We start from the raw sequence: 20653 nt of genomic DNA on the forward strand, positions 1-20653 counted from the left end.
ATATACTTTTTAAAGGCATTTTCAGATTTGCGGCTGCAATTCCTGGGCGAGTTTCGTAAGCTCCACGAACTGCGCAACGCTCAACTGCTCGGCCCGTTTGGTCAGCAACGGATTTTCGGGAAATTCACCAATGGGTTTCAATGCATTGCGAAGTGTTTTCCTCCTTTGGTTAAAAGCTGTTTTCACAACCCGGAAAAACATTTTTTCATCACAATCCAATGCTGCAACCGCATTTCTCCGCAGCCGGATCACACCGGACTGGACTTTGGGAGGCGGATCAAATGCGCCCGGCGGCACAGAAACCAGGTAATCTATATCATAAAATGCCTGCAATAGAACGCTCAAAATGCCATAATCCTTATTTCCCGGCGGAGACGCAATGCGCATAGCCACTTCCTTTTGCAGCATACAAACGACCTCCGGGATTTGATCCCGGATTTGTAATGCGCGGAAAAAGATCTGTGAGGAAATGTTGTACGGGAAGTTACCAATGATGGCAAAAGGCTCCGAAAAATAGTCTGCCGGATTGAATTTCAGGAAGTCGCCCTCAATGATCCTGGGCGTCAGACTTTCGTAATGTTTCTTTAAATAGGCAACCGATTCGGTGTCAATTTCAATCACATAAGTGCTGAATGTGTCCTTAGGGATAAGAAACTGGGTGAGAACACCCATGCCGGGGCCTATCTCCAGAACCTTGCCGTAACCATTATGTCCCGAGAGGCCGTCAACGATCCGCTGAGCAATATTTAAGTCTTTCAGAAAGTGTTGGCCCAAATGCTTTTTGGCCCTCACTTTGGAATCGTCGCGCTTTTTATAATTTGTTTTCACGAACCAAAATTACGGCTTAATTCGTAGATTTATCGAATAAAGAATAGGAAGGAATCTTAAAAGTGCGATTATCGAGATACTATGGAAATGATCTTGTCCCATACCGATTGGCAGACTATACACGCTACACTTCAGCATCTGAACCTGATTGGAATTACTTTTTCTCCGGACTTCATCATCCGTAATATTAGTGCGCACGCTTTAATGAAAACGGGCTGGCAGGAGTCGGATCTGTTGGGGCACAGCATTTTTGATAAACTCATCCCCAAGGAAGAAGAGCACGAAATCCGGCAGATGCTGGAAGAAGGAATTCAGGGAAAACGGAAACTTGAACAGCGGGAAGTTCCCTTTTTGGCACAAAAAGGCACATTAAGAACGTTTTCGATCAATAGCGTGCTCATGCACCGCGAGCAGGACGAGGTGGAATGTGTGACTCTGGTGGGTGACGACATTACGCGGCGCCGCAGGATGGAGTCGTCCATTGCCAAATCCAATTCGCAGTTGCAGGATCTGGTGGACAACACGAGCGATCTGATCCAGCTTGTTGCGATTGACGGGAAATTCATATTTGTAAATAAAGCCTGGCGCGAAGTGCTGGGCTATGGACTGGATGAAATTGCGTCCATGCGGATGGAAGACATTCTGCATCCGCAGCATAAAGAGCAGGCACTGGCGCAGCTGAAACTGATAGAGCAAGGCCATTCCAATGCGAATTTTGAGACTGTTTTCCTAAGCAGGGAAGGCAAAAAAGTCTTTGTTGCAGGAAGTGTCAATTGCCGGTTTGATAATGGTAAACCCACCGCATTCCGCTGCATTCTAAATGACTTTACAGAAAAAATAAGGGCTGAAAAGGCGCAAAACCTGTATTACAGCATTGCGAACTGGACGGTTAATACGCAAAATCTCGATGATTTTTATCATAGCATTCACGAAGCGTTAGGTAAGATCATCGACGTAAAAAACTTCTTCATTGCGCTTTACGATCCCAGCAAAAGCTACATTTATTTCCCTTATTATGTGGATCAATATTTTCAGGGAAATGTAAAGTTTACCAAAAGAAAACTGGGCAATGGAGTGACGGAATATGCCATTGCGTCCAATAAACCGCTTTTTTTATCAGGAGAGAAAATAGAAGAACTGGCTAAAACAAACAGCCTTTATTTATACGGCGTCACGCCAAAATTGCTCCTGTGCGTGCCCTTGCGGGTAGGCGACCGTGTTACGGGCATCATTGGTGTAAAATCCTACGATGATCCTAATATGTTCGATGCCAGGGATTTGGAGTTGCTGGAGTTTATTTCGGGACAGGTCGCGATGGCGATTGCGCGGAAACAAAGTGAAGAAGAGCTTAGCAAATATCTTGCGCGGTTGAATGCGATTTTTGACAGCAGTTCCCACCTGATATGGTCGGTTAACAAATCATTGCAGCTGACCTCATTTAACAGGAATTATGCGGATCTGATTCAGAATCAGCTTGGTGTAAGGCCATCATTGCAGTCCAGCGCGGAGAAATTTGGCTGGCGAATGGTTGGTAACAGCAACCGCAGGACACTTGAAACCAAATACAGGCAAGCATTAAAAGGGGAACCGCAATATTTTGAATTTAAAATAGATCGGAAAGACCAGGGCGAAATGTGGCTGGAATTTTACCTGAATCCAATCCACTATGCGGACGGCGTGATTGAGGAGGTTTCGGGAATAGCGCGCGACATTACGCGGCGTAAAGAGGCCGAGCTTTCATTGAGGCATAGCGAGGAGCTTTTCCGTGGGATTTTTGAAAACCTGCAAGACATTTATTGCCGGATTAATCGTCTGGGTGAGATCACGATGATCAGCCAATCCGTGCTGAAAAGGCTTGGTTACTTGCCTGGTGAAGTCATAGGACACAAGATCACTGAATTTTTCCCGGATAAAAAACGGATACATTCTGCATTGATCAGGCTAAGGAGAAGCAAGAGCTTACGTAACTTCGAAATTTCGCTTTACCGCAAAGATGGCACGGAAAGGCAGTTTATGATCAACATGCTGATGTTTACGAACGACAAAGGCAAACCGACCGAAATCGCCGTTCTCGCTCGGGACATTACTGAATTGAAACGCAACGAGCAGGAATTGCTGAAAGCAAAGGAACACGCAGAGCGCTCATTGAAGGTTAAGGAAGGCTTTTTGGCCAACATGAGCCACGAAATCCGGACGCCGATGAATGGGGTGATCGGGATGATCGACTTGCTGGGCGAAACGCCGCTGGATGTGGAGCAGAAGGATTATGTGTTAACAATCAAGCGATCATCGGAAACTTTACTGAATATTCTGAACGACATTCTGGATCTTTCCAAAATCGAGGCCGGCAAGATGGAACTGCATGAGGCGCCGATTGCGACGGAAGAATTATTGCTGAAACTCGTCTCACTTTTTGGACAAACAGCCAAAAGCAAAGGGAACACACTTACGTATCACATTGCGCCTGAAATTCCGAAATTCATCATTGCCGATCAGACCAGGTTACTGCAGATCTTGTCTAACCTGACTTCCAATGCATTGAAATTCACTGATCATGGGGCAGTTACATTGTTTTTGACATTGGTTAAAAAGGACGGATTGTTTCATAAAATCAAAGTCGAGGTTCAGGATTCGGGCATAGGGATCAGTCCGATGGATAAACAGATATTGTTTACGTCATTTACACAGCTGGATAACTCGTCGCGTAAATCTTTTGGTGGAACGGGACTTGGATTGGCGATTTCCAAACAATTGTGCGAATTAATGCACGGTGAAATCGGCGTCGAGTCGACGATAGGAGAGGGCAGTACATTCTGGTTTACATTTGAAACAAAAGAGACTTCCATCGCGCAGGCCAGCAACATTGTGCAATTGGAGGAAACGCCGATCGAGAATGTTTTTGCAGATTATCATCCTACCATTCTGCTTGTGGATGATAACGCGGTTAACCGGAAGGTGGCCAATGAAATCCTGAAAAAATCGGGTTGCTACGTGGATCTTGCAGAAAGCGGTTTCAAGGCGATTGAAATGGTCGAGGCCAAGCGAAAAGTTTCAGACTTGAGTTACGACATCATTTTTATGGATATCCAAATGCCGGATATGGATGGTGTGGAAACTTCTCAGGAACTCAAAAAACGCTTCCCTGATTCCATGCCGCCAATCGTTGCTATGACCGCGTATTCCATGAAGGAAGACCGCGACCGGTTTATGAGCCAGGGCATGGACGATTACATCGCCAAACCGATCCGCGCACAAACATTGATACTTAAAGTAAAAGATCTGATAAACAACGTGGAGAGCCGCAAGCTGGAATCGAAGCAGCGTGAAATTGCGCAGGAAGTGGCTCTGCCAATTTTGGACAAAGAAATCATCGACCAGCTGAATAGCATAGGCGGGGCGGATCTTGTGTGGTCTGTGTTTGAAGATTTTGTTACTGAATCCAATGAGCTGGTTTCTGGCGCATTGGAGGCTTATGCCAACGGCGACATTAAAACGATCAAAAGCAATTTGCATACATTAAAAGGCAGTGGCGGAACTGTGGGCGTAGCACAAGTAGCCGAAATAGCGCGCGATGCAGAATGGCGCTTGAAATCGGATGACACGAGTACGCTCGCCGAGGCGCTTCCGCAATTGGAAAAGGCTTACCAAAAGTTCCTGAACGCGTACGAAGGGCTGTTAAAAGACTGGTTGAAGTGAAATTTTCTCGTCGGGTAAATCCCGGCGTTAATCTATAAGTGCGGTGGTTTCATCGATTGTAGCGGTTTATTGCGGAGCGTGATTAAACTATAATCAAAAAGGTTGCTCTAAACTGCAATAAACCTTTACAGAAACCATGAAGAAATTCGCATCCCTACTCTCGCTGCTGATATTATTGTCGCTATCGGCATTTGCACAAGACTCAACGGGCCGGATAACCGGCGTTGTCAAAGACAGTGTAACCAATGAGCCGGTCGTTGGCGCTTATGTGGCGGTGAGCAGGAACCTGCCGGATGCGAAGCCCGAGTATGTAACGACTGATATAGAGGGCAAATTTTCCTTCAACGGCCTTGCGAAACAGGCTGTTTACCTGGTTAAGGTTTCTTATCTGAGTTATAAAGACGCTTCGCGCACAGTTACATTGCAAGATGATAATCAGGATGTCGGAACATTTCAATTGAGTGAAGCTGTTGCAAACCTGAAAGAAATTAAAGTCGTAGGCCAGGTTACCGCCATGGAGCAAAAAGGCGACACGACCCAGTTCAACGCTGCTGCATTCAAAACCAATCCCGACGCAACCTCAGAAGATCTCATCCAAAAAATGCCTGGCATTACGGTTACCAACGGAACCGTAACAGCGCATGGTGAGACGGTTAACAGAGTTTTGGTGGATGGTAAGCCGTTCTTCGGCGAAGATGCTGCATTGACATTAAAATCACTTCCTGCCGAGATTGTTGATAAAATAGAAGTCTTCGACAAATTGAGCGATCAGGCACAATTCACCGGCTTTGACGATGGTAATGGACAGAAAACCATCAACATTGTAACCAAAGCCGATCGTAAAATGGGTCAGTTCGGTAAGGTTTTCGCCGGTTACGGATTGGATAATCGTTATCAGGCTGGTGGAAATGTGAGCTTTTTCAAAGGGAATCAGCGTATATCCGTGATCGGGCTGAGCAACAACATTAATATGCAGAATTTTTCCAGCCAGGATCTGATCGGTGTTTCCGGTGGCGGTGGAGGAGGCGGAAGAGGCGGCTCGGGCGGTGGCGGTTCGGCTGGTAACTTTCTGGTTGGCAACCAAAGCGGGATAACGGGGACAAATTCGTTTGGTTTGAATTATGCCAACAAGTTTGGAAAAAAAGTGGATGTTACCGGAAGCTATTTCTTCAACAGGACAGGCAACACCAATGCCCAAACATTGGAACAGGAATATTTTTTACAAGGCGGGACAGGGAACCAGTTTTATAATGAAACAAGCCGCACGAACAACACAAATGCCAATCACAGGCTCAACTTCCGCATTGAATACAACATTAACAAGAACAATTCGCTGATCGTGACGCCACGACTGAGCTTTCAGGACAACAGCTCGGCGAGCGTGAAAGCGGGGCTTTCTTCGCTGATCAACGGAACAAAAATCAATAGCCTGGACAACAATCAGCGCAACGCGACCAATGCTTACAATTTCAATAATGATGTTTTGTTCCGTCATTCATTTGAAAAGAAAGGCCGGACATTATCTGTGAATTTGAACACACAGCTCAATGACCGTAACGGGATTGGTAATCTCTATTCCAGAACCATGTTTTACGACAGCCTGGGCTTGGCCGCAAGAGGCGATACGCTTGATCAAGAGAGCTTTACATATTCCAATGGTGTAACATTGGGCGGAAACCTGATCTATACTGAGCCGATTGGAAAAAACAGCCAGTTACAGTTCAATTACGGCCTGACCGTAAGTAATAGCGACTCTAAAAAGGAAACCTACAACATGAGTTTTGATGAAAACACTTACTCAGGCCTGGATTCGCTGCTTTCCAATACATTCGACAATCGTTATGTGACTAATCGTGCGGGGATTGGTTATCGCTACCGTAAAAATAGCTGGTCTGCCAATTTTGGATTGGACTTCCAGAATACGGGATTATACAGTCAGCAGTTGGCGCCCGTTAATGCCAAAGTGGATCAGTCATTTACCAATCTGCTGCCAAATTTCATGTTGAGTTACAGATCCAAAACCGGCACGCAGTTCCGTACATTTTTCCGAAGCTCAACAAATCAGCCTTCGATTTCGCAATTGCAGAATGTGATCGACAACAGCAATCCATTGGCATTGACGGCCGGTAACCCGGATTTGAAACAGGAGTATCGCAATATGTTCAATGTTCGCTATTCACTTGCTGGTGCGGAAAGGCCTTACAGCCTGAATGCAATGGTTTTCGTAACGCAAACCAACAATGCGATCGTGAATTCAACATTGATTGCGCAGGAGCCAACCGAAGTGGCTGATGGAATTGTTTTGGAGCGCGGAGCGAAGTTTACGAAGCCTGTGAATGTGGACGGGAGCTGGAATGCCAGAACTTTTCTGGCTTACGGAAAGCCGGTTGCGCCGCTGAAATTGAATGTGAATTTGACTACTGGTTTCAACTACGTTCGTTCGCCTGGTTTGATCAATAACATTTCCAACTATTCGAACACGTACGCAGTTTCACAAGGTTTGGTTGTGAGCAGTAATGTGAGCGAGAAGCTTGATTTTACGGTTTCTTATTCAGGGAATTACAACATTGTGCGCAACACCATTCAGCCAAATCTGAACAATAATTATTATACGCAAGGAATTACGGGACGTGTAAACTGGATTTTTGGAAAAGGATTTGTTGTGCAAAGTGACATTAGTAACCAGTCTTACCGTGGTCTTGGACAGGGTTTTAATCAAAACTTTACGTTGTGGAACGCAAGCGTTGGCAAGAAATTCCTGAAAAACAATGCGGGCGAACTGAAACTGACTGTTTTTGATATACTCAAACAAAACAACAGCATTACCAGAAACGTAACCGAAACTTACGTGCAGGATGTAACCAACCGGGTTTTGACCCAATATGCCATGCTAACATTCACTTACACGCTGAGAAATTTCGGCAAAGCACCGGCTCCCGAAAACAACCGCCGCAGAGATTTTGAAGGGGGTGATATGCCTGGTGGTGGAAGAGGAAACAGAGGTGACCGTGGCAATTTTAACTAAGCAACTAATCCTGAATTCAACATTTTAGTGCAAAGAAAAGCCCGGAGCGAGCATTCGTTCCGGGCTTTTCAGGTCTCAATGAATATTTTTAAACTACTTCTTAGAAGGGAAAGGAATGATCAGTTTTTCACCTCTTTCCGAGTAATCCCTCGTTCTGCCATTCGCTTTCATAAGCGCTTCTTTGGTGATCCCATATTTGCCCGCAACAACCCTCAAAACGTCACCAGGTCCCACTGTATGCACGGCTTGAACCTGAATTTTAAGTTTCGTAACGTCGGACTTTAATTCAGGGCTGGACGAATTCAAGCCCTTTAATGTTTCTGTTTTTAAATTATAGCGGGATGCAATGCTGGAAAAGCTTTCACCACTTTTTACGGTATGCGTGATTTGTTCTCCACCCACAGAGGATGCCGAAATAGCGGGAGTTGTTTCTTTTTCGGCCTCTTTTGGTTTTTCTTTTACCGGTTCGGCTGATTTCTCAGCAGGCGTAGTTTCCAGCGCTTCGGCGGGTTCATCCGTAATTGGCTCTCCGGCGCTTTGCTCGTCTAAGGTTGAATCCACAACAACCGAGGTAAGCTCTTCAGAATTGGACGAACTATCTGAAATGTATTCATATCCCACATATAACATTGCTAATACCAAAAGAACCAACACAAGAAGCGTAACAATGGGGAGGTTGGACTTTTCGGTCGGACGGACATTTCTTTTTTTAGGGAATTCGTCTTCCATAGCCGGTTATTCGATGTTTTGTGGTGCAAATTAATTTTACGAAAATACTAAAGACCTTCTAACTTCCAAGGTGATTTCTCAATTCCTCATTCATCACCGCGACTTTTTCTTTTAAGCCTTCTTTGAACAAATCCAGCCGTTTTCCGACTGCCGGATCGGTGGCTCCAATGATCTGCGCGGCCAGTATTCCTGCGTTTCTGGCACCGTCCAGCGCAACCGTCGCAACCGGAACGCCTGAGGGCATTTGCAGAATGGAAAGCACTGAATCCCAACCATCAATCGAATTGCTTGATAAAACCGGAACGCCGATAACGGGCAATGAAGTAAGCGAGGCGACCATTCCTGGCAAGTGCGCCGCGCCGCCTGCACCGGCAATGATAACTTGTAATCCGCGGCTTCTGGCCGTTGACGCATATTCCAGCATGCGTTCGGGAGTCCGGTGCGCCGAAACGATCTCCATTTCGAAGGCGATCCCAAGCTCGGAAAGTGCATCAGCTGCCTGCTGCATAATTTTCCGGTCCGAAAGGCTTCCCATTATGATTCCAACCATTATATAACGAAGATTACTTACTGATTACTCTAATATTCTGCTTAACAAAATCAACCTTTCTCTTTAAAGACGCGATATCGGCATCCATAATGGTAATGTGGCCCATTTTTCTGAATGATTTTGTAATCGCCTTCCAGTAAAGGAACGGGAAAACCTGTTCAGTAGCCAACAATTTCTCCATTCCTTCATAAACAGCCGGGCCTTCGTGGCCTTCTTCCCCCAGCAAATTCACCATAGCAGACGGCCCGTAAGCGTGCGTGCTGCCGAGCGGCAAATCCAAAATAGCCCGCCAATGTTGCTCATATTGCGAAGTTGCATTGGCGCGGATCGTGTGGTGCCCACTATTATGCGGCCGTGGTGCCACTTCGTTGATCAGGATCTCGCCGTCGGCTGTCATGAAAAGCTCTACGGCCAAAAGGCCTACAATCTGGAAAGCTTCCGCCGTTTTTCTGGCTATTTCCTGTGCTTTTTCATCAATGGTTTTTTCAATTTCTGCGGGGGCAAAAAGATATTCGACGAGGTTCAGTTCAGGATGAAAAACCATTTCCACGGTCGGGAATGTGGTGATTTCCCCTTTCACATTGCGCGCCACGATCACGGCCAGTTCCTTTTCAAAAGGCACTGCTTTTTCCAGTAATCCCGGCTGCTCGAAAGCCTTTTCAATGTCCGCTTCCGAGGTTAACCGCTGCACGCCGCGGCCGTCGTAACCGTCTTTTCCCAGCTTGTGAAATGCGGGCAGAAATGAGGCGTTTTTATAAACATCATCCCGGTTTTCTGTTAATATAAAATCAGCAGTAGGGAGGTTATTTTCTTTGTAAAACTGCTTTTGGATGCGCTTATCCTGAATCTGGTGGATAACCGATGGCTGCGGAAAGATTTTCTTTCCTTCCTTTTCCAGTGCTTCCAGAGCCTGGACATTCACCTTTTCGATTTCTATTGTGATGACATCCAGCTCTTTACCGAAATTATAAACTGTGTCATAATCCTGTAATGAGCCTTGCTGAAAGTGAGGGGCAATTTTTCTGCATGGTGCCTCTGCATCGGGATCGAGGACGTGAATGTCCAGATTCCAGTCCACAGCGGCTTGTAAAAGCATCAGTCCTAGTTGGCCGCCGCCAAGGATTCCTATTCGCGATGAAAGCATTTAAAAGTTTCGGTAGTGTCGCACAAAATTGGTGTAAAAACCGCTAACATAAAACTGAACCGAAATCTTTTGATAATATAGTTTTAAAAAAAATCACATTGCTACGGCAGAAGTAGGGAGTTAGAAACGCGGAGACCAGGGATCATCCGGAAATCTCTGACATTTAATGTTCGTAGTTCAAGATCATAGACCAATGCAGTTGCAGCAATAAGCGTATCAGCGACGCTTAACTGATGGGATAGTGCGAATGTGTGACTAATATCAATCGCCGCTTTGGCAACAGATTCATTGAGATCAAACTGAATAAAGCCATTGAGCGTGCGTTTGATTTTGGCAAATTCGGCCCTGTTAAGGCATCCATTATATAGTTCTAAAACAACGATGGTGTTGATTCCAAGGTTGAGTTTCCCTGTGTAATTAATGAATTGAATGGCTTGCGGCTTGTCTCTCAAATAGTCAATAAGGATGTTTGTGTCAAGCAGCAACATCTAGGGCCTTGACGCTTTGCGGATTTTGCGAACATATGCTGCAGAGTCGGAGATATGCCCGAAAGGCTTGACATTAGGATCATTTGCCATTGCCAGCTCCTCATCTGAAAGCTGGCAGTCGATCACGTGCCCATATTTGGCAGGATCAAGCTTTTGGTAACCCACGCTTGACTCGTTCAACTCGGAAGTCTTTCTTGCAGGACTTGAATATACCTCAGCCTTCGAGATGCCGGGAAGAGCGGTTTTTGATTTTATAGTGCGCATAATTGTATCTTTTTTTCAAAAATAGAAATTTTCTCTTAAAACGAAAACTACAACTATTGTTTTAGCAATTATTTCAAAAACCTGATCAAAGCGATCTCCACCAGCAGGAAGAAAAGGGCTGCGTATAGGAAGTATTTCCAAAGATTGGTTCCCATGTTTTGTTGCTGGAATGCGGTGGAGAATGCATCGTCGTCGATGCGGTCGAAGATCTGGATGTTTTTCTGGCCGGCGAAAATGGTCCTTAGCTCGTCTGGGGAATAATATTGCAGTTTGGACTCTGCATTATTGTGGTTCAATGCGATGATCTGCTCTACTTTGTTGTCTTTTATTAATTCAAAATAACCTGCATCAAGCCCTTCTCCAAGCTGGTCGCCTTGTGGGATTTCCAGCAGAAGCTGGTTTCCGGCAATGCGCTGGACCGGGATTACTTCTGTTTTATTTCTTCTCAATTTATAAACCGTATTCGGCTGTGCTTTTTCAACATTCAAACTGATTGGATTTTCATCAAATTTAAATGATGTACGCTGTGCGCGGACGCTGGATGCAGCGATTTTGTACATGATCGGAACAAAAATGGCGTGCTGGGCGATGTTCCCGTACTCCGGATTCAATGGTGCTGCAAAAAGATACACTTTGCCTGTTCCCGAAGTAACCTGATTTAGATAAGTCTGGCCGTTGCGCAGTGCAAGCACCATTTGCCCTTCATTAGCCCAGCTCCAAACAGGTGAAGCTGAGGGCAGGTTGAGGTTCAGTTCCTGCCGGACTGACTCTTCAAATACATCACTAAAAAACGGATTGTTTCGATCAGGGGCTGCCAATGCAACAGGCGCCGGATCACCATTCTGCGTTCCTGTAAGGCCGTTGACGCCAATTCGTGATAAAAAACCATTATAACTTTCGGTGTTAGGAGCAGCAGGCGGGATCACCGTAACGCTCCCGCCATTGCGAACGAGCTCCTGCAAATCCTGTGGCAAGGAGCCCGAAAGTGAGGTAACACCTTCCAAAACCACCAGATCCGTGTTTTTGATCAGCCCGGGATCTACATTGTTAGCACTGTAACTTTGGAGTGAAAACAGGCTGTCATTGGCGTAAACATTTTCAATGTAGTTACCGGGTGACTTTTGCCCATAAATATGGAGTACGCGGATCAGTGGCGATGCATTGAGCACGAAATAATAGTTGTTATCAAAAGTCACCGGGAAGTCGTCGAATGTGATCTGCCCTTTTTTATAGCCTTTCCCTTTTAAGTTGAAATTGAATTTCGCCGTTGCACTGCCGTTCGCAGGAACATTCACAGACGCCGTTGAAGCTTGTGTATTATCCAGATTCAACTTTAAGACAACGTTGCGAGCTGCTTCCGATCCGGAATTACTGACTTTAACAAATAGAATGTTATTCTGCAACTCGCGAATAAAAGGCGTGTTAAGCCAGGCCGAATCCACAAAAACATTCTTCTCAGCCGCAGCCTGAACGGGCACCAAAAACAGTTGATTAGTTGTGTCCGTTTTGAGTCCTGTGAGATCGCCCGAAGTGCTTTTTTGGAAATCGGAGAACCAGAAAAGTTGGTTTTTGCCCGCTTGCTGATGCCGGGACATAAGGTTTTCCTGCCTTTTATAAACCTGCTCAAAAGTGCGCGGCGTGTTTGATAAACCAATGGTTGTCAGCCTGTCACGTAGTTTTTCTGATGCATATAAACCCTGTTCCTGGGCCGCAAAGTCGTTGGTGACGAGTTGAAGAGAGGTGGCATTTCTGAACAATCCCAGCAAGTCGCTCAAACGCGCGGTTGCAATGTCGAGATATCGCTTGCTATTCAGCTCACTTTCCATGCTCAGTGAATTGTCCAGATATAAGCTGGTAATGCCTTTTCGGCCAACTGCCTGGTTATTTTCTGCTGGTAAAAATGGCTGGGCGAAGGCCAGCGCCAGGCAAACGATAGCTAAAATGCGGGCAGCCAACACAAGCCAATGCTTGACCTGCCTTACCGAACGCGTCTTTGTTTCTACCGCCTTTAAAAACGCGACATTGGTAAAATAGACTTTTTTGGTACGACGGAAATTGAAAATATGAATCGCAATAGGAACTGAAACAGCCAGAAGACCCCACAAAAATGATGGAAAAAGGAAACCCATTTAGCTATGAATATTTTCGTGTTTCATGTTCAACGCAGTTAAGAAAGACAAATTACACTAAAATCTCATAACAGTTTTTTATTTCAACAGCTTTCTGATATGTCGGCAGCTTTTTTCTAACTTTGCACTTCATTTTCCGGCAGTAGCGCGCGTACCTTAACGCTGCTTTCGAAGGAATACAGCATTGTTAATTTAAATTGAATTATGGCGAAAGTTTCGGTGAATAAACACCAACCTGTGTATCAAATGCCTACGAACCCGGCGGCGGTCCGTACAAAAAGATATGCTTTACCCACGAAAAAATACATAACCCTTGCGATGCGTTATTTTTTCAAAACGCAGTTGAAATGGGGATTAATACCACTGGCACTAATCCTGATCAATGCCGTTCTGAACCTTACCGGTGTTTATCCGAACTTGTGGATCTACATTACCGTGTTTGTCGGCGCATTACTTTACGTGCTTTTCTGGCTGGTGCAGTTTACCGGCATTACGCAGCTGGCACAATATAAGCCCATGTTCGAAAAGTTTTCTTATGAGATTGACAACCGTCAGATCCTGATGAAACTGAACCAGAAAGAGGGCAGCGTAATGAAGTGGGAGCAGATCATGGACGCTTACAAAGACAAAGAAGCTTATGTGCTTGTGATTTCAAAAGGACAGTTTTTGTATCTGCCTTTCAGCATTTTCACTTCCGAACACGATATCAAGGTTTTCGAGCGCATTATGAAGCAAAAAGACTTTTTGAAAGCATAAAAATTTTAATACGAAATGAAAAATCCCGGTCTGTTCAGATCGGGATTTTTTACGTTATTTCAATTCCGCCTGCTGGTGGTCTTTACCGAATTTCTTTTCTCCGGCTGTGATCGCAATCGGCAAATGGTTTGGGGCTGGCGGGATGGGGCAATTGTAGCCGTCACTGTAAGCACAATAAGGATTATAGGCCTTATTGAAATCCAGCACCAGTTCTCCGTCTTTTATATCGGTGGTTTTCAGATCCAGGTAGCGTCCGCCGCCATAAGATTCCTCACCATTGGTTTTGTCTTTGAAAGGAATGAAAAGGTAGTCTTTGTACTTAGCAAGCTGCTGTAAACTAAGACTTCTGTAAACGTTCAATGTTTGTTTTCTACCATTGATACGGAATTTCACCTTGCCGTATTTCACATAGGTCTTATTAACGCCGCTGTATGTGGGCATTTCGAAAGACTGGCCGCGGCTTTTCTCAAACTTCGCAACGACCCTGTAAGCCGAGTCGGGTTCGTAGAATTGTAAAAACGGCAAATCGGCTTGTTTTAATGGGGAGTTGGCCGAGCTCAGAAATTCTTCTTTATATTTCTTTCTGTACTTATCAGTCTCCTTCTTAAAATCCTGTGCACATGCCACCGAAACCGTAATCAGCAGTAACCCGAGTGTGTTTAAAACGCTTTTCATACTTGGTAAAAGTAAATCCGGTAAAAAATTACCGGATTTTATAAAAAAATATCCAGAATGCCTAGACTATTCAAATACTGTGCCTAGTTGGCCTTCACAACTTTAATCTTTGACTCGTCAATGTTATATGCCTTTACAACCGCATTATAATCACTGTAATCCACCTGGCCAGCTGTGCGCAGGGCGAAATCGGAGGGGATGATCACGACGCGGAAATCCTGGTTTCTGGTGTAATCCGGATCAACTTTGGCCGGGTCAACCGTCCCGTCCAGGAAAATCGAGAAATCGCGTGCAGTGCGGTCCATATTATAGGTCAGGATTCCATTGTCCAGAAAAGCTGTTTGTGGCAACAGTCTGTATGCGTTCAATTCGGTCCCGTTTACGTCTTCGGTTCCCCAGTTGATATAAACCAGCACTGCATCCGATTCCAGCACATCTACGCCCAGCTTTGCATCGGCGAAAGTCAATCCATACTGAAACTCATTGGCAGCGGTAAAATTCACACCTTCGAGGTCGAATGTGGTTCCCACGAGCTCGTCGCCAACTGGTCCCTGTGGCCCTTCGGGGCCTTCGCAGCTTTGGAACAAAACGGCAACGGCAAGGAGAAGAGGCATTATTAACTTTTTCATGATTTAATAGATTAAGTTGAATTATGGTTTGTAATATGGGTTTTAGATTGCTGCGCAATATTAAAGTTTAATCTCTCCGGCCGGCCATTAACAATCCTTAACTAAAAGAGTTGTCGGCAGATGGGAATGCGCATAGTCTGGAACAATGAAAACTGGCGATTTATTGCACAGTATATTAATTTAATAATTTGCGTAAATCGGCGCTGCTCGTTACTTTTCGTTGAAATGATCCGATTAAGAAGGATTTAATTTTAACTCTAAAACAAATTTGATATGATCAACCGTAAAGCAACAGCCGTTTGGAAAGGCACCGGCAAAGAGGGAACAGGAACCGTTAGTACGCAAAGCACTGTGTTGGAAAACACCCAATACTCGTTCAACACCCGTTTCGCAGAAGGCAAAGGAACCAATCCTGAGGAGTTGATCGCAGCTGCCCATGCAAGCTGTTTTGCTATGAAACTTAGCTTTGAGCTCAATGCAGCCGGTTTTACAGCAGACGAGCTGGATGCAACTGCAACCGTTACATTAGATCCTGCAAAAGGACAGGTTACAAAAAGTGCCATTGAACTGAAAGCAAAAGTTCCGAGCGTTTCGGCAGATCAATTTGCACAAATTGCGGATAAGGCGAAAAAAGAATGCCCGATCTCGCAATTGCTGAATGCAGAAATTACATTGAATGCTGAGTTGGTTTCTGAATAAAACCATTCTTGCCTATTTACCGGGCAGCATTATTTTCTGCCCGGTAAATAATTAGTCTTAATCAATAAATAAGTCGCTGGATATCCTGTCCGCAAAAAGTTTCCCCATATCGGTCAGATACCAGTTTTCCGGATCTTCCCTGATCCAGTTTTTTTCCTTCAACTTTTCAAGATCTACTTGATGCGCTGGGAAAAAGGATCTGCCCGACAACATTTCGAGCTTTTCCTTATTGACTCCCCATTTTGTCCGAAGCCCGGTCAGCAGATATTCGTTTGTCTGGTCCGCTGGCGACAATGTCTCCAATGTAGCCGGAATGATCTGTTTTTGAATGGCTTCCACATAGCGGGCGTTGTTTGATACATTATATTCCCGGCTTGTACCATTATAAGAATGAGCGCTTGGCCCGACGCCCAAATACGGCCTTTGTTTCCAATAAGAACTGTTGTGCAGGCTGTAATGTTCTTCCCGGGCGAAATTTGAAATTTCATATTGCTCATAACCGTTGTCGGCCAGGGTTTTTACCAATATTTCAAATTGCTGGGCAGCATATTCTTCATCAATGGGCTTGATTTTGTTCTTTTTTAGCCAGCTCCCGAATGCAGTTTGCGGCTCAATCGTAAGGCAATAGGCTGAAATATGAGCAATGTCCAGGGCAAATGCTTTTTGCATATCCTGCATTAAAATACTGTGATCCGGCGCTGGAATCGCATAAATCAAATCAATAGAAATGTTGTTTATCCCAATTTCCTGTGCAGTCCTTACACAGTGCTCTCCTTCATAAGCTGAGTGAACTCGGTTTAGAAATTGCAAATGCGGCTCGTGAAATGACTGAATGCCAATGCTTAACCTGTTAATTCCCGCATTGTAAAATTGCCGCAACTTCTCTTTTTCCAGATCATCGGGATTGGCTTCCAGCGAGATTTCTGCATTGCCGGCAATCGAAAAATGCTTATTTATTGTGTTTAATAATAAATGCAGCTCGGCTTCTTCCAGCATTGAGGGTGTTCCACCGCCAAAGTAAATAGTTTCAATGTCCGCTTTGGGCAAATAGTCTTTCCTGAGTATGATTTCACTTGCAATTGCCTCTACAACAGCACGTTTGTTTGAGATATTTGTACTGAAATGAAAATCACAGTAATGGCAAGCTTGTCTGCAAAAGGGAATATGAAGGTATAAATGCATTATTTGGAATTTTTCTGCCACTCCCAGCCGATCTTCACGCCGGCCCACAAATTGTCTTTTGGCGCACTGTTATAGTAACGGTTACCAAATGCATTCAGGTCGTAACCGAGGCTATAAATGCCAGCATTCACCTTTTCTGCGGATGCGGAAAGTTCGCTGTAAAAATGTTGTCCCCAACTTTTTTTCCAGCTTACGCGTGCAATCCACTGGTTATAGGGCGTGTTTTCTACCGTGTTGGCGTCGTTTAGATAGAACGAGCTTCCGTGCTGATAAGTTACAAAAGCCGCAAATCCATATTTGAAAAGGGCGTCAAGACCCGAGGTTTGTGAAAACTTGGGAATTCCCGGAATTCTCTTGCCGCTCAGATCAACGTCAGCTTGCTGAAAATTTTCAAAAGTATATTTTGTTGCAGTGCCTGTGTTCCACAGTTTAAGCATTACAGGGAGTTTTGGATTTGATAAAATATCGTAAGCAACAGTCCATTCCAAGCCGTTTTGACGTGTTTTTCCTGCATTAATAAAAAACTCAGCGCCCGCCTCATTCGTCCGGCGGACAATGGTTTCACGCAATCCAAAATGATACACACTGATTTCGCCAGTAATGACCTTACCCGTTTTTCTGATTCCAAATTCGGTGTTCATGCCTTTTTCCGCTTCCAGATCCCTGCGGAAGCCCCCGGCAGACGGCCGCACTTCCTGCAAAGTAGGAGGGGAGTAACCACCACTGTAAGACGCTACTAAAGCCCAATTTTTGGCTATGACTTTATTGGCGGCAAATCTTGGAACAAATATGCCATCGAATTTACGCGCCTCCTTACTATATGGCAGCACAAAAAATCTTTCGTATTTGTATTTAAATGTGTTGTAACTCGCTCCCGCACTCAATGTCAGGTCAGTAAACAACACCGCTTCCAACTGACTGAAAACGGAAAGGCTCGTGGTGCGAATGTCTTCAACGGTCTGCTGCTTGTCCGGCCTGCCGCCGATATTGTCGTAATTGCGCTGCGCCGATTTGCCGTATTGCCATTCAAATCCGGTTGTCCAGTTGGTTTTGACATTGCCGATCTGCGAGCGGTTTTGCCAGATATTTCTGCCGCCTATGCCGTTTTCGTCCCGTTTTTCATAATTTGAAATAAATGGGTTGGCAAAATCTGTAAAAGTAAGATACAACGCATTGGATTGCGTCCAGTTATCCGAAAGCTGCCATGTGTAATTACCACCTATTAAAGCCAGTTTGGTATAAATAGCAGCCTGCTGCGCCTCGCTCCCCGGCACCGTAGGGGTGGATTGTCGGGCCAGTTTCGGATTGCTTTGATATTGTGCGAGGTTGATGCCGCCAGGAGTTTCATATTTCAAATCGGAATACATCCCCAATATCGACAATGTGCTGCGATCTCCTAACCGGGACGAGGATGTAAAACGGATCGCATCTCTTACCATGCTGCTGTGATTTCGATAGCCATCCTGCTCGCTATGACCATATTGCACCGAGATATCACCAAGCTGGATCGTTGAGTTTCTGCTTTGAAAACCGTATTTTCCAATGCTTACGCTTTGTTCTGCGCGGTTGGTGAAATCGTTGTCAGGCTGACTTTGCAGCAATACAACCCCGCCTGTTCCTGCGCCATAAATGCTGCTTCCTGGTCCTTTAATGATCTCCATATTTTGTACAGCACCATAATCGAGGGAGTTAAGCGGTGTGTTTCCGCTTGCGTCTGTAAATGGGATCCCATTCCAGTAAAACTTTACGTTACGTACACCAAAGGGTGAACGGATAAGGCTTCCACGAACCGAAAACCGGTAGCTTCCGGGCGAACGTTCCTCCATTTTAACACCTGGGACAGTATTGACAGCATTGGTCCAGGTGTTGGTGGCAAATCTTTCCAGCGACCGCGATGAGATTAACCCCACCGTTGCCGTAGTCGTCAGCGGGTCAGTTTTTGATTCGAATGCGTTGACAGTGATCTCATCCAGCTCGTTGGTCCGCAGGGAATCGCTTTGAGCAGCAGATTTTCCAGGATTGATGAAAATAAATATTGAAACGCAGAGACCAGGAATATAAAATTTACGCATAATGGTTGAGAAGACTATCAATAAAATACAAAACTGATTATTAAAAGGAACACTAGCAAGGGATATACCACCCATAACCGGTGATGAAATGATCAAGTTCAGGTCACTTTGGCAAAACAGTGAGCATAAATTTCTACAAAAGCATGACCGCACGGCGTATAGTGGTCTGGTAGGATTTTTGTTAGGATGTTTTTAATGAACTACACATTCTGTTAAACCGATTAAAATTAAAACACCCCAGTTATGAAAAAGATCACTTTGATGGTTGCCACAATGTTAACCATGGGCATGCTGAGCCTAACCAGCTGTTCGGAAAAAACTAAAGACTCTGCTAACGAAACTGTTGAGGAGGCAAAAGATGACATGGATGAAAATGTGGCGGAAGCAAAAACGGATATCAAAGAAGCTGGCGATGATTTTGAGGCGAAAGTGAAAGAGGATAAAGAGTCATTGAAAGCGGATATTGATGAGGCCGTTGCAAAACTCGACAAAAAGATAGAAGAGGCGGACGAAAAAATGGAAAAAGCCACTGACAAGGAGAAAGCAAAGTGGAGAGACCGCAAGAAAGAATTGAACGAAGAAAAAGAAGATTTGAAAGCTTCCTGGAAAAATGTACAGGATGAAACTGCTGACAAATGGGATTCATTTAAAGCAGAAACAAAGGAAAAAATCGCAAAAGCGAAAGCCGATATCAGGGATTAATTGTTTTTTATAAGGGTTACGAATTGCAAAAATGCTCCCAATTGAGGAGCATTTTTGTTTTGATGGAACTTCACTTTCTCGGGAGATGGATCTCCGTCATCATGCATCGGGCAGAACCTCCGCCATTGCCTTCAATCACACCTAGATCCGTATGTAAAATACGGGCATAATCGCTCAGAGCTTGTCGCTGGTGATCAGTTAATGATTCGTAGGCTTGCGTGGACATGATCAGGAATTTGTCCGACTTGGTATTTCGCACCATCAGCATGTTTCCTGCAAAGTGCCGCACCTGGTCAAATGATATTTCAATAATGTATTTCTTAGTTTCTTCCAGCGTTGCACGCACCATTTGCCGCTCATCGGGATCTTTGATCGCTTCCAGGCAAACCACCGCAAAAACGTCGCCAACGCACATAATGACATTGGTATGATAGACAGCCTTGCCATTCTCATCAGAAGCTGAAAAAGCAACAATTTCGTAGCCTAATGCATCCGCAAATGCTTCCAAAACTTCGGGATGCGTGCGGGGTGAAAGGCAGGCATAGGCAATTTTGTAACGGCGGTCCAGCACCATGCTGCCGGTTCCCTCCAGAAATTTACCCTGCTTTTCGAAATAGCTGAGGTCAATAATTTCCTCAACCTTGAAATCCTCTTTTAAGCGTTCAATAATGTCCAGCCTGCGTTCAGCTCGGCGGTTTTCGGCCATCATGGGGTAAAGCACCACTTTTCCGCTCTGGTGAAAAGAAACCCAGTTATTGGAAAAAACAGCATCCGGTCTCAGGATGTCTTCATTATCATTAAAAATATGAAGGTCCACACCCGCTTTTTTTAATTGATCGATCATCAGATCAAATTCTTCCTTCGCCAGGTCACCCGCTGTTTCCAGCGTGCTTTGTGCGAATGAATGCTGCTGAAACTCGTTGCTTTCAGCCGTTTCGCTGTTAAAGCCAAACCGCACCGGCCTGATCATCATGATCCGGGAGGTAGATTGGGGCTGAATTTGGGCGGATGAAGTGATAACACGCATAGGAGTTTTGGAGTAAATGTCTATTGCAATTTACAACTGAAAGACGGCGAATACAATA

17 protein-coding genes are annotated in these 20653 nt (G+C 44.9%); 5 read left to right on the forward strand and 12 right to left on the reverse strand.

Annotation, left to right across the window (positions count from 1 at the left end):
• Positions 1-21: 21 nt before the first annotated feature.
• Positions 22-828 (reverse strand): 16S rRNA (adenine(1518)-N(6)/adenine(1519)-N(6))-dimethyltransferase RsmA, encoded by an 807-nt coding sequence (gene rsmA, locus MUK70_RS30545; RefSeq protein WP_234607063.1) that lies wholly within the window; start codon positions 826-828, stop codon positions 22-24.
• Positions 829-909: 81 nt separating this feature from the next.
• Between rsmA and MUK70_RS30550 the strand changes: the two genes are divergently transcribed.
• Positions 910-4524, forward strand: a complete 3615-nt coding sequence (locus MUK70_RS30550) for a PAS domain S-box protein (protein ID WP_234656610.1) — start codon at positions 910-912, stop codon at positions 4522-4524.
• A 136-nt stretch (positions 4525-4660) separates the two neighbouring features.
• A complete protein-coding gene (locus MUK70_RS30555; RefSeq protein WP_234656611.1) occupies positions 4661-7549 on the forward strand; it encodes a TonB-dependent receptor domain-containing protein in 2889 nt (962 codons plus the stop codon).
• Positions 7550-7642: 93 nt separating this feature from the next.
• Here MUK70_RS30555 and MUK70_RS30560 read toward each other — a convergent pair whose 3' ends face one another.
• The 6 genes from MUK70_RS30560 to MUK70_RS30585 all read right to left on the reverse strand — a co-directional run bounded on the left by MUK70_RS30560 (position 7643) and on the right by MUK70_RS30585 (position 12853).
• Positions 7643-8278: a LysM peptidoglycan-binding domain-containing protein gene (locus tag MUK70_RS30560; protein ID WP_234656612.1), complete on the reverse strand. Its 636-nt coding sequence runs from the start codon at positions 8276-8278 to the stop codon at positions 7643-7645.
• A gap of 58 nt (positions 8279-8336) precedes the next feature.
• A complete protein-coding gene (gene purE / locus MUK70_RS30565; protein WP_234656613.1) occupies positions 8337-8828 on the reverse strand; it encodes a 5-(carboxyamino)imidazole ribonucleotide mutase in 492 nt (163 codons plus the stop codon).
• Between the two features lie 13 nt (positions 8829-8841).
• The gene (locus MUK70_RS30570) at positions 8842-9972 is read right to left on the reverse strand and encodes a 5-(carboxyamino)imidazole ribonucleotide synthase (protein ID WP_234656614.1); all 1131 of its coding nucleotides are present in this window, start codon (positions 9970-9972) and stop codon (positions 8842-8844) included.
• 101 nt (positions 9973-10073) lie between these two features.
• The gene (locus MUK70_RS30575) at positions 10074-10460 is read right to left on the reverse strand and encodes a type II toxin-antitoxin system VapC family toxin (protein ID WP_234656615.1); all 387 of its coding nucleotides are present in this window, start codon (positions 10458-10460) and stop codon (positions 10074-10076) included.
• Positions 10461-10724, reverse strand: coding sequence for a hypothetical protein (locus MUK70_RS30580; RefSeq protein ID WP_234656616.1), 264 nt, complete (start codon positions 10722-10724; stop codon positions 10461-10463).
• Positions 10725-10792: 68 nt separating this feature from the next.
• The gene (locus tag MUK70_RS30585) at positions 10793-12853 is read right to left on the reverse strand and encodes a BatA domain-containing protein (RefSeq protein WP_234656617.1); all 2061 of its coding nucleotides are present in this window, start codon (positions 12851-12853) and stop codon (positions 10793-10795) included.
• A 246-nt stretch (positions 12854-13099) separates the two neighbouring features.
• Between MUK70_RS30585 and MUK70_RS30590 the strand changes: the two genes are divergently transcribed.
• Positions 13100-13609, forward strand: a complete 510-nt coding sequence (locus MUK70_RS30590; protein WP_234607072.1) for a YcxB family protein — start codon at positions 13100-13102, stop codon at positions 13607-13609.
• Positions 13610-13663: 54 nt separating this feature from the next.
• Here MUK70_RS30590 and MUK70_RS30595 read toward each other — a convergent pair whose 3' ends face one another.
• Both MUK70_RS30595 and MUK70_RS30600 read right to left on the reverse strand, forming a co-directional pair.
• Positions 13664-14284, reverse strand: a complete 621-nt coding sequence (locus tag MUK70_RS30595; protein ID WP_234656618.1) for a DUF1684 domain-containing protein — start codon at positions 14282-14284, stop codon at positions 13664-13666.
• Positions 14285-14367: 83 nt separating this feature from the next.
• Complete coding sequence (locus MUK70_RS30600; protein ID WP_234656619.1) at positions 14368-14913, reverse strand: hypothetical protein; 546 nt, start codon at positions 14911-14913, stop codon at positions 14368-14370.
• A gap of 273 nt (positions 14914-15186) precedes the next feature.
• On the opposite strand from MUK70_RS30600, the gene MUK70_RS30605 reads away from it, so the two are divergent.
• Positions 15187-15612, forward strand: a complete 426-nt coding sequence (locus MUK70_RS30605; RefSeq protein WP_234607075.1) for an OsmC family protein — start codon at positions 15187-15189, stop codon at positions 15610-15612.
• Between the two features lie 57 nt (positions 15613-15669).
• On the opposite strand, the gene hemW is transcribed toward MUK70_RS30605, so the two are convergent.
• Together hemW and MUK70_RS30615 are read right to left on the reverse strand one after the other, a co-directional pair.
• Entirely contained in the window at positions 15670-16794 is a 1125-nt protein-coding gene (gene hemW, locus MUK70_RS30610) for a radical SAM family heme chaperone HemW (RefSeq protein WP_234656620.1), read from the reverse strand.
• Positions 16794-18866 carry a TonB-dependent receptor gene (locus MUK70_RS30615; RefSeq protein ID WP_234656621.1) on the reverse strand — a complete coding sequence of 691 codons (2073 nt, stop codon included), beginning with the start codon at positions 18864-18866 and terminating at the stop codon, positions 16794-16796. The genes hemW and MUK70_RS30615 overlap by 1 nt, the downstream gene beginning before the upstream one ends.
• A gap of 243 nt (positions 18867-19109) precedes the next feature.
• On the opposite strand from MUK70_RS30615, the gene MUK70_RS30620 reads away from it, so the two are divergent.
• Positions 19110-19568: a hypothetical protein gene (locus MUK70_RS30620; protein ID WP_234656622.1), complete on the forward strand. Its 459-nt coding sequence runs from the start codon at positions 19110-19112 to the stop codon at positions 19566-19568.
• Positions 19569-19638: 70 nt separating this feature from the next.
• Here the strand turns inward: MUK70_RS30620 and ctlX are convergent, their stop codons facing one another.
• Positions 19639-20595, reverse strand: coding sequence for a citrulline utilization hydrolase CtlX (ctlX, locus tag MUK70_RS30625; RefSeq protein ID WP_234656623.1), 957 nt, complete (start codon positions 20593-20595; stop codon positions 19639-19641).
• Between the last annotated feature and the right edge of the window lie 58 nt (positions 20596-20653).

Source organism: Dyadobacter chenwenxiniae, from assembly GCF_022869785.1.
GTDB classification, from domain to species: Bacteria; Bacteroidota; Bacteroidia; order Cytophagales; family Spirosomataceae; genus Dyadobacter; species Dyadobacter chenwenxiniae.

What these genes read in the sequence shown, in the direction of transcription:
- purE (WP_234656613.1), bottom strand. Translation starts at nt 8,828, where the DNA reads ATGGTTGGAATCATAATGGGAAGCCTTTCGGACCGGAAAATTATGCAG.
- MUK70_RS30620 (WP_234656622.1), top strand. Translation starts at nt 19,110, where the DNA reads ATGAAAAAGATCACTTTGATGGTTGCCACAATGTTAACCATGGGCATG.
- hemW (WP_234656620.1), bottom strand. Translation starts at nt 16,794, where the DNA reads ATGCATTTATACCTTCATATTCCCTTTTGCAGACAAGCTTGCCATTAC.
- MUK70_RS30590 (WP_234607072.1), top strand. Translation starts at nt 13,100, where the DNA reads ATGCCTACGAACCCGGCGGCGGTCCGTACAAAAAGATATGCTTTACCC.
- MUK70_RS30555 (WP_234656611.1), top strand. Translation starts at nt 4,661, where the DNA reads ATGAAGAAATTCGCATCCCTACTCTCGCTGCTGATATTATTGTCGCTA.
- MUK70_RS30600 (WP_234656619.1), bottom strand. Translation starts at nt 14,913, where the DNA reads ATGAAAAAGTTAATAATGCCTCTTCTCCTTGCCGTTGCCGTTTTGTTC.
- ctlX (WP_234656623.1), bottom strand. Translation starts at nt 20,595, where the DNA reads ATGCGTGTTATCACTTCATCCGCCCAAATTCAGCCCCAATCTACCTCC.
- MUK70_RS30580 (WP_234656616.1), bottom strand. Translation starts at nt 10,724, where the DNA reads ATGCGCACTATAAAATCAAAAACCGCTCTTCCCGGCATCTCGAAGGCT.
- MUK70_RS30585 (WP_234656617.1), bottom strand. Translation starts at nt 12,853, where the DNA reads ATGGGTTTCCTTTTTCCATCATTTTTGTGGGGTCTTCTGGCTGTTTCA.
- MUK70_RS30595 (WP_234656618.1), bottom strand. Translation starts at nt 14,284, where the DNA reads ATGAAAAGCGTTTTAAACACACTCGGGTTACTGCTGATTACGGTTTCG.
- MUK70_RS30560 (WP_234656612.1), bottom strand. Translation starts at nt 8,278, where the DNA reads ATGGAAGACGAATTCCCTAAAAAAAGAAATGTCCGTCCGACCGAAAAG.
- MUK70_RS30575 (WP_234656615.1), bottom strand. Translation starts at nt 10,460, where the DNA reads ATGTTGCTGCTTGACACAAACATCCTTATTGACTATTTGAGAGACAAG.
- MUK70_RS30615 (WP_234656621.1), bottom strand. Translation starts at nt 18,866, where the DNA reads ATGCGTAAATTTTATATTCCTGGTCTCTGCGTTTCAATATTTATTTTC.
- MUK70_RS30570 (WP_234656614.1), bottom strand. Translation starts at nt 9,972, where the DNA reads ATGCTTTCATCGCGAATAGGAATCCTTGGCGGCGGCCAACTAGGACTG.
- MUK70_RS30605 (WP_234607075.1), top strand. Translation starts at nt 15,187, where the DNA reads ATGATCAACCGTAAAGCAACAGCCGTTTGGAAAGGCACCGGCAAAGAG.
- MUK70_RS30550 (WP_234656610.1), top strand. Translation starts at nt 910, where the DNA reads ATGGAAATGATCTTGTCCCATACCGATTGGCAGACTATACACGCTACA.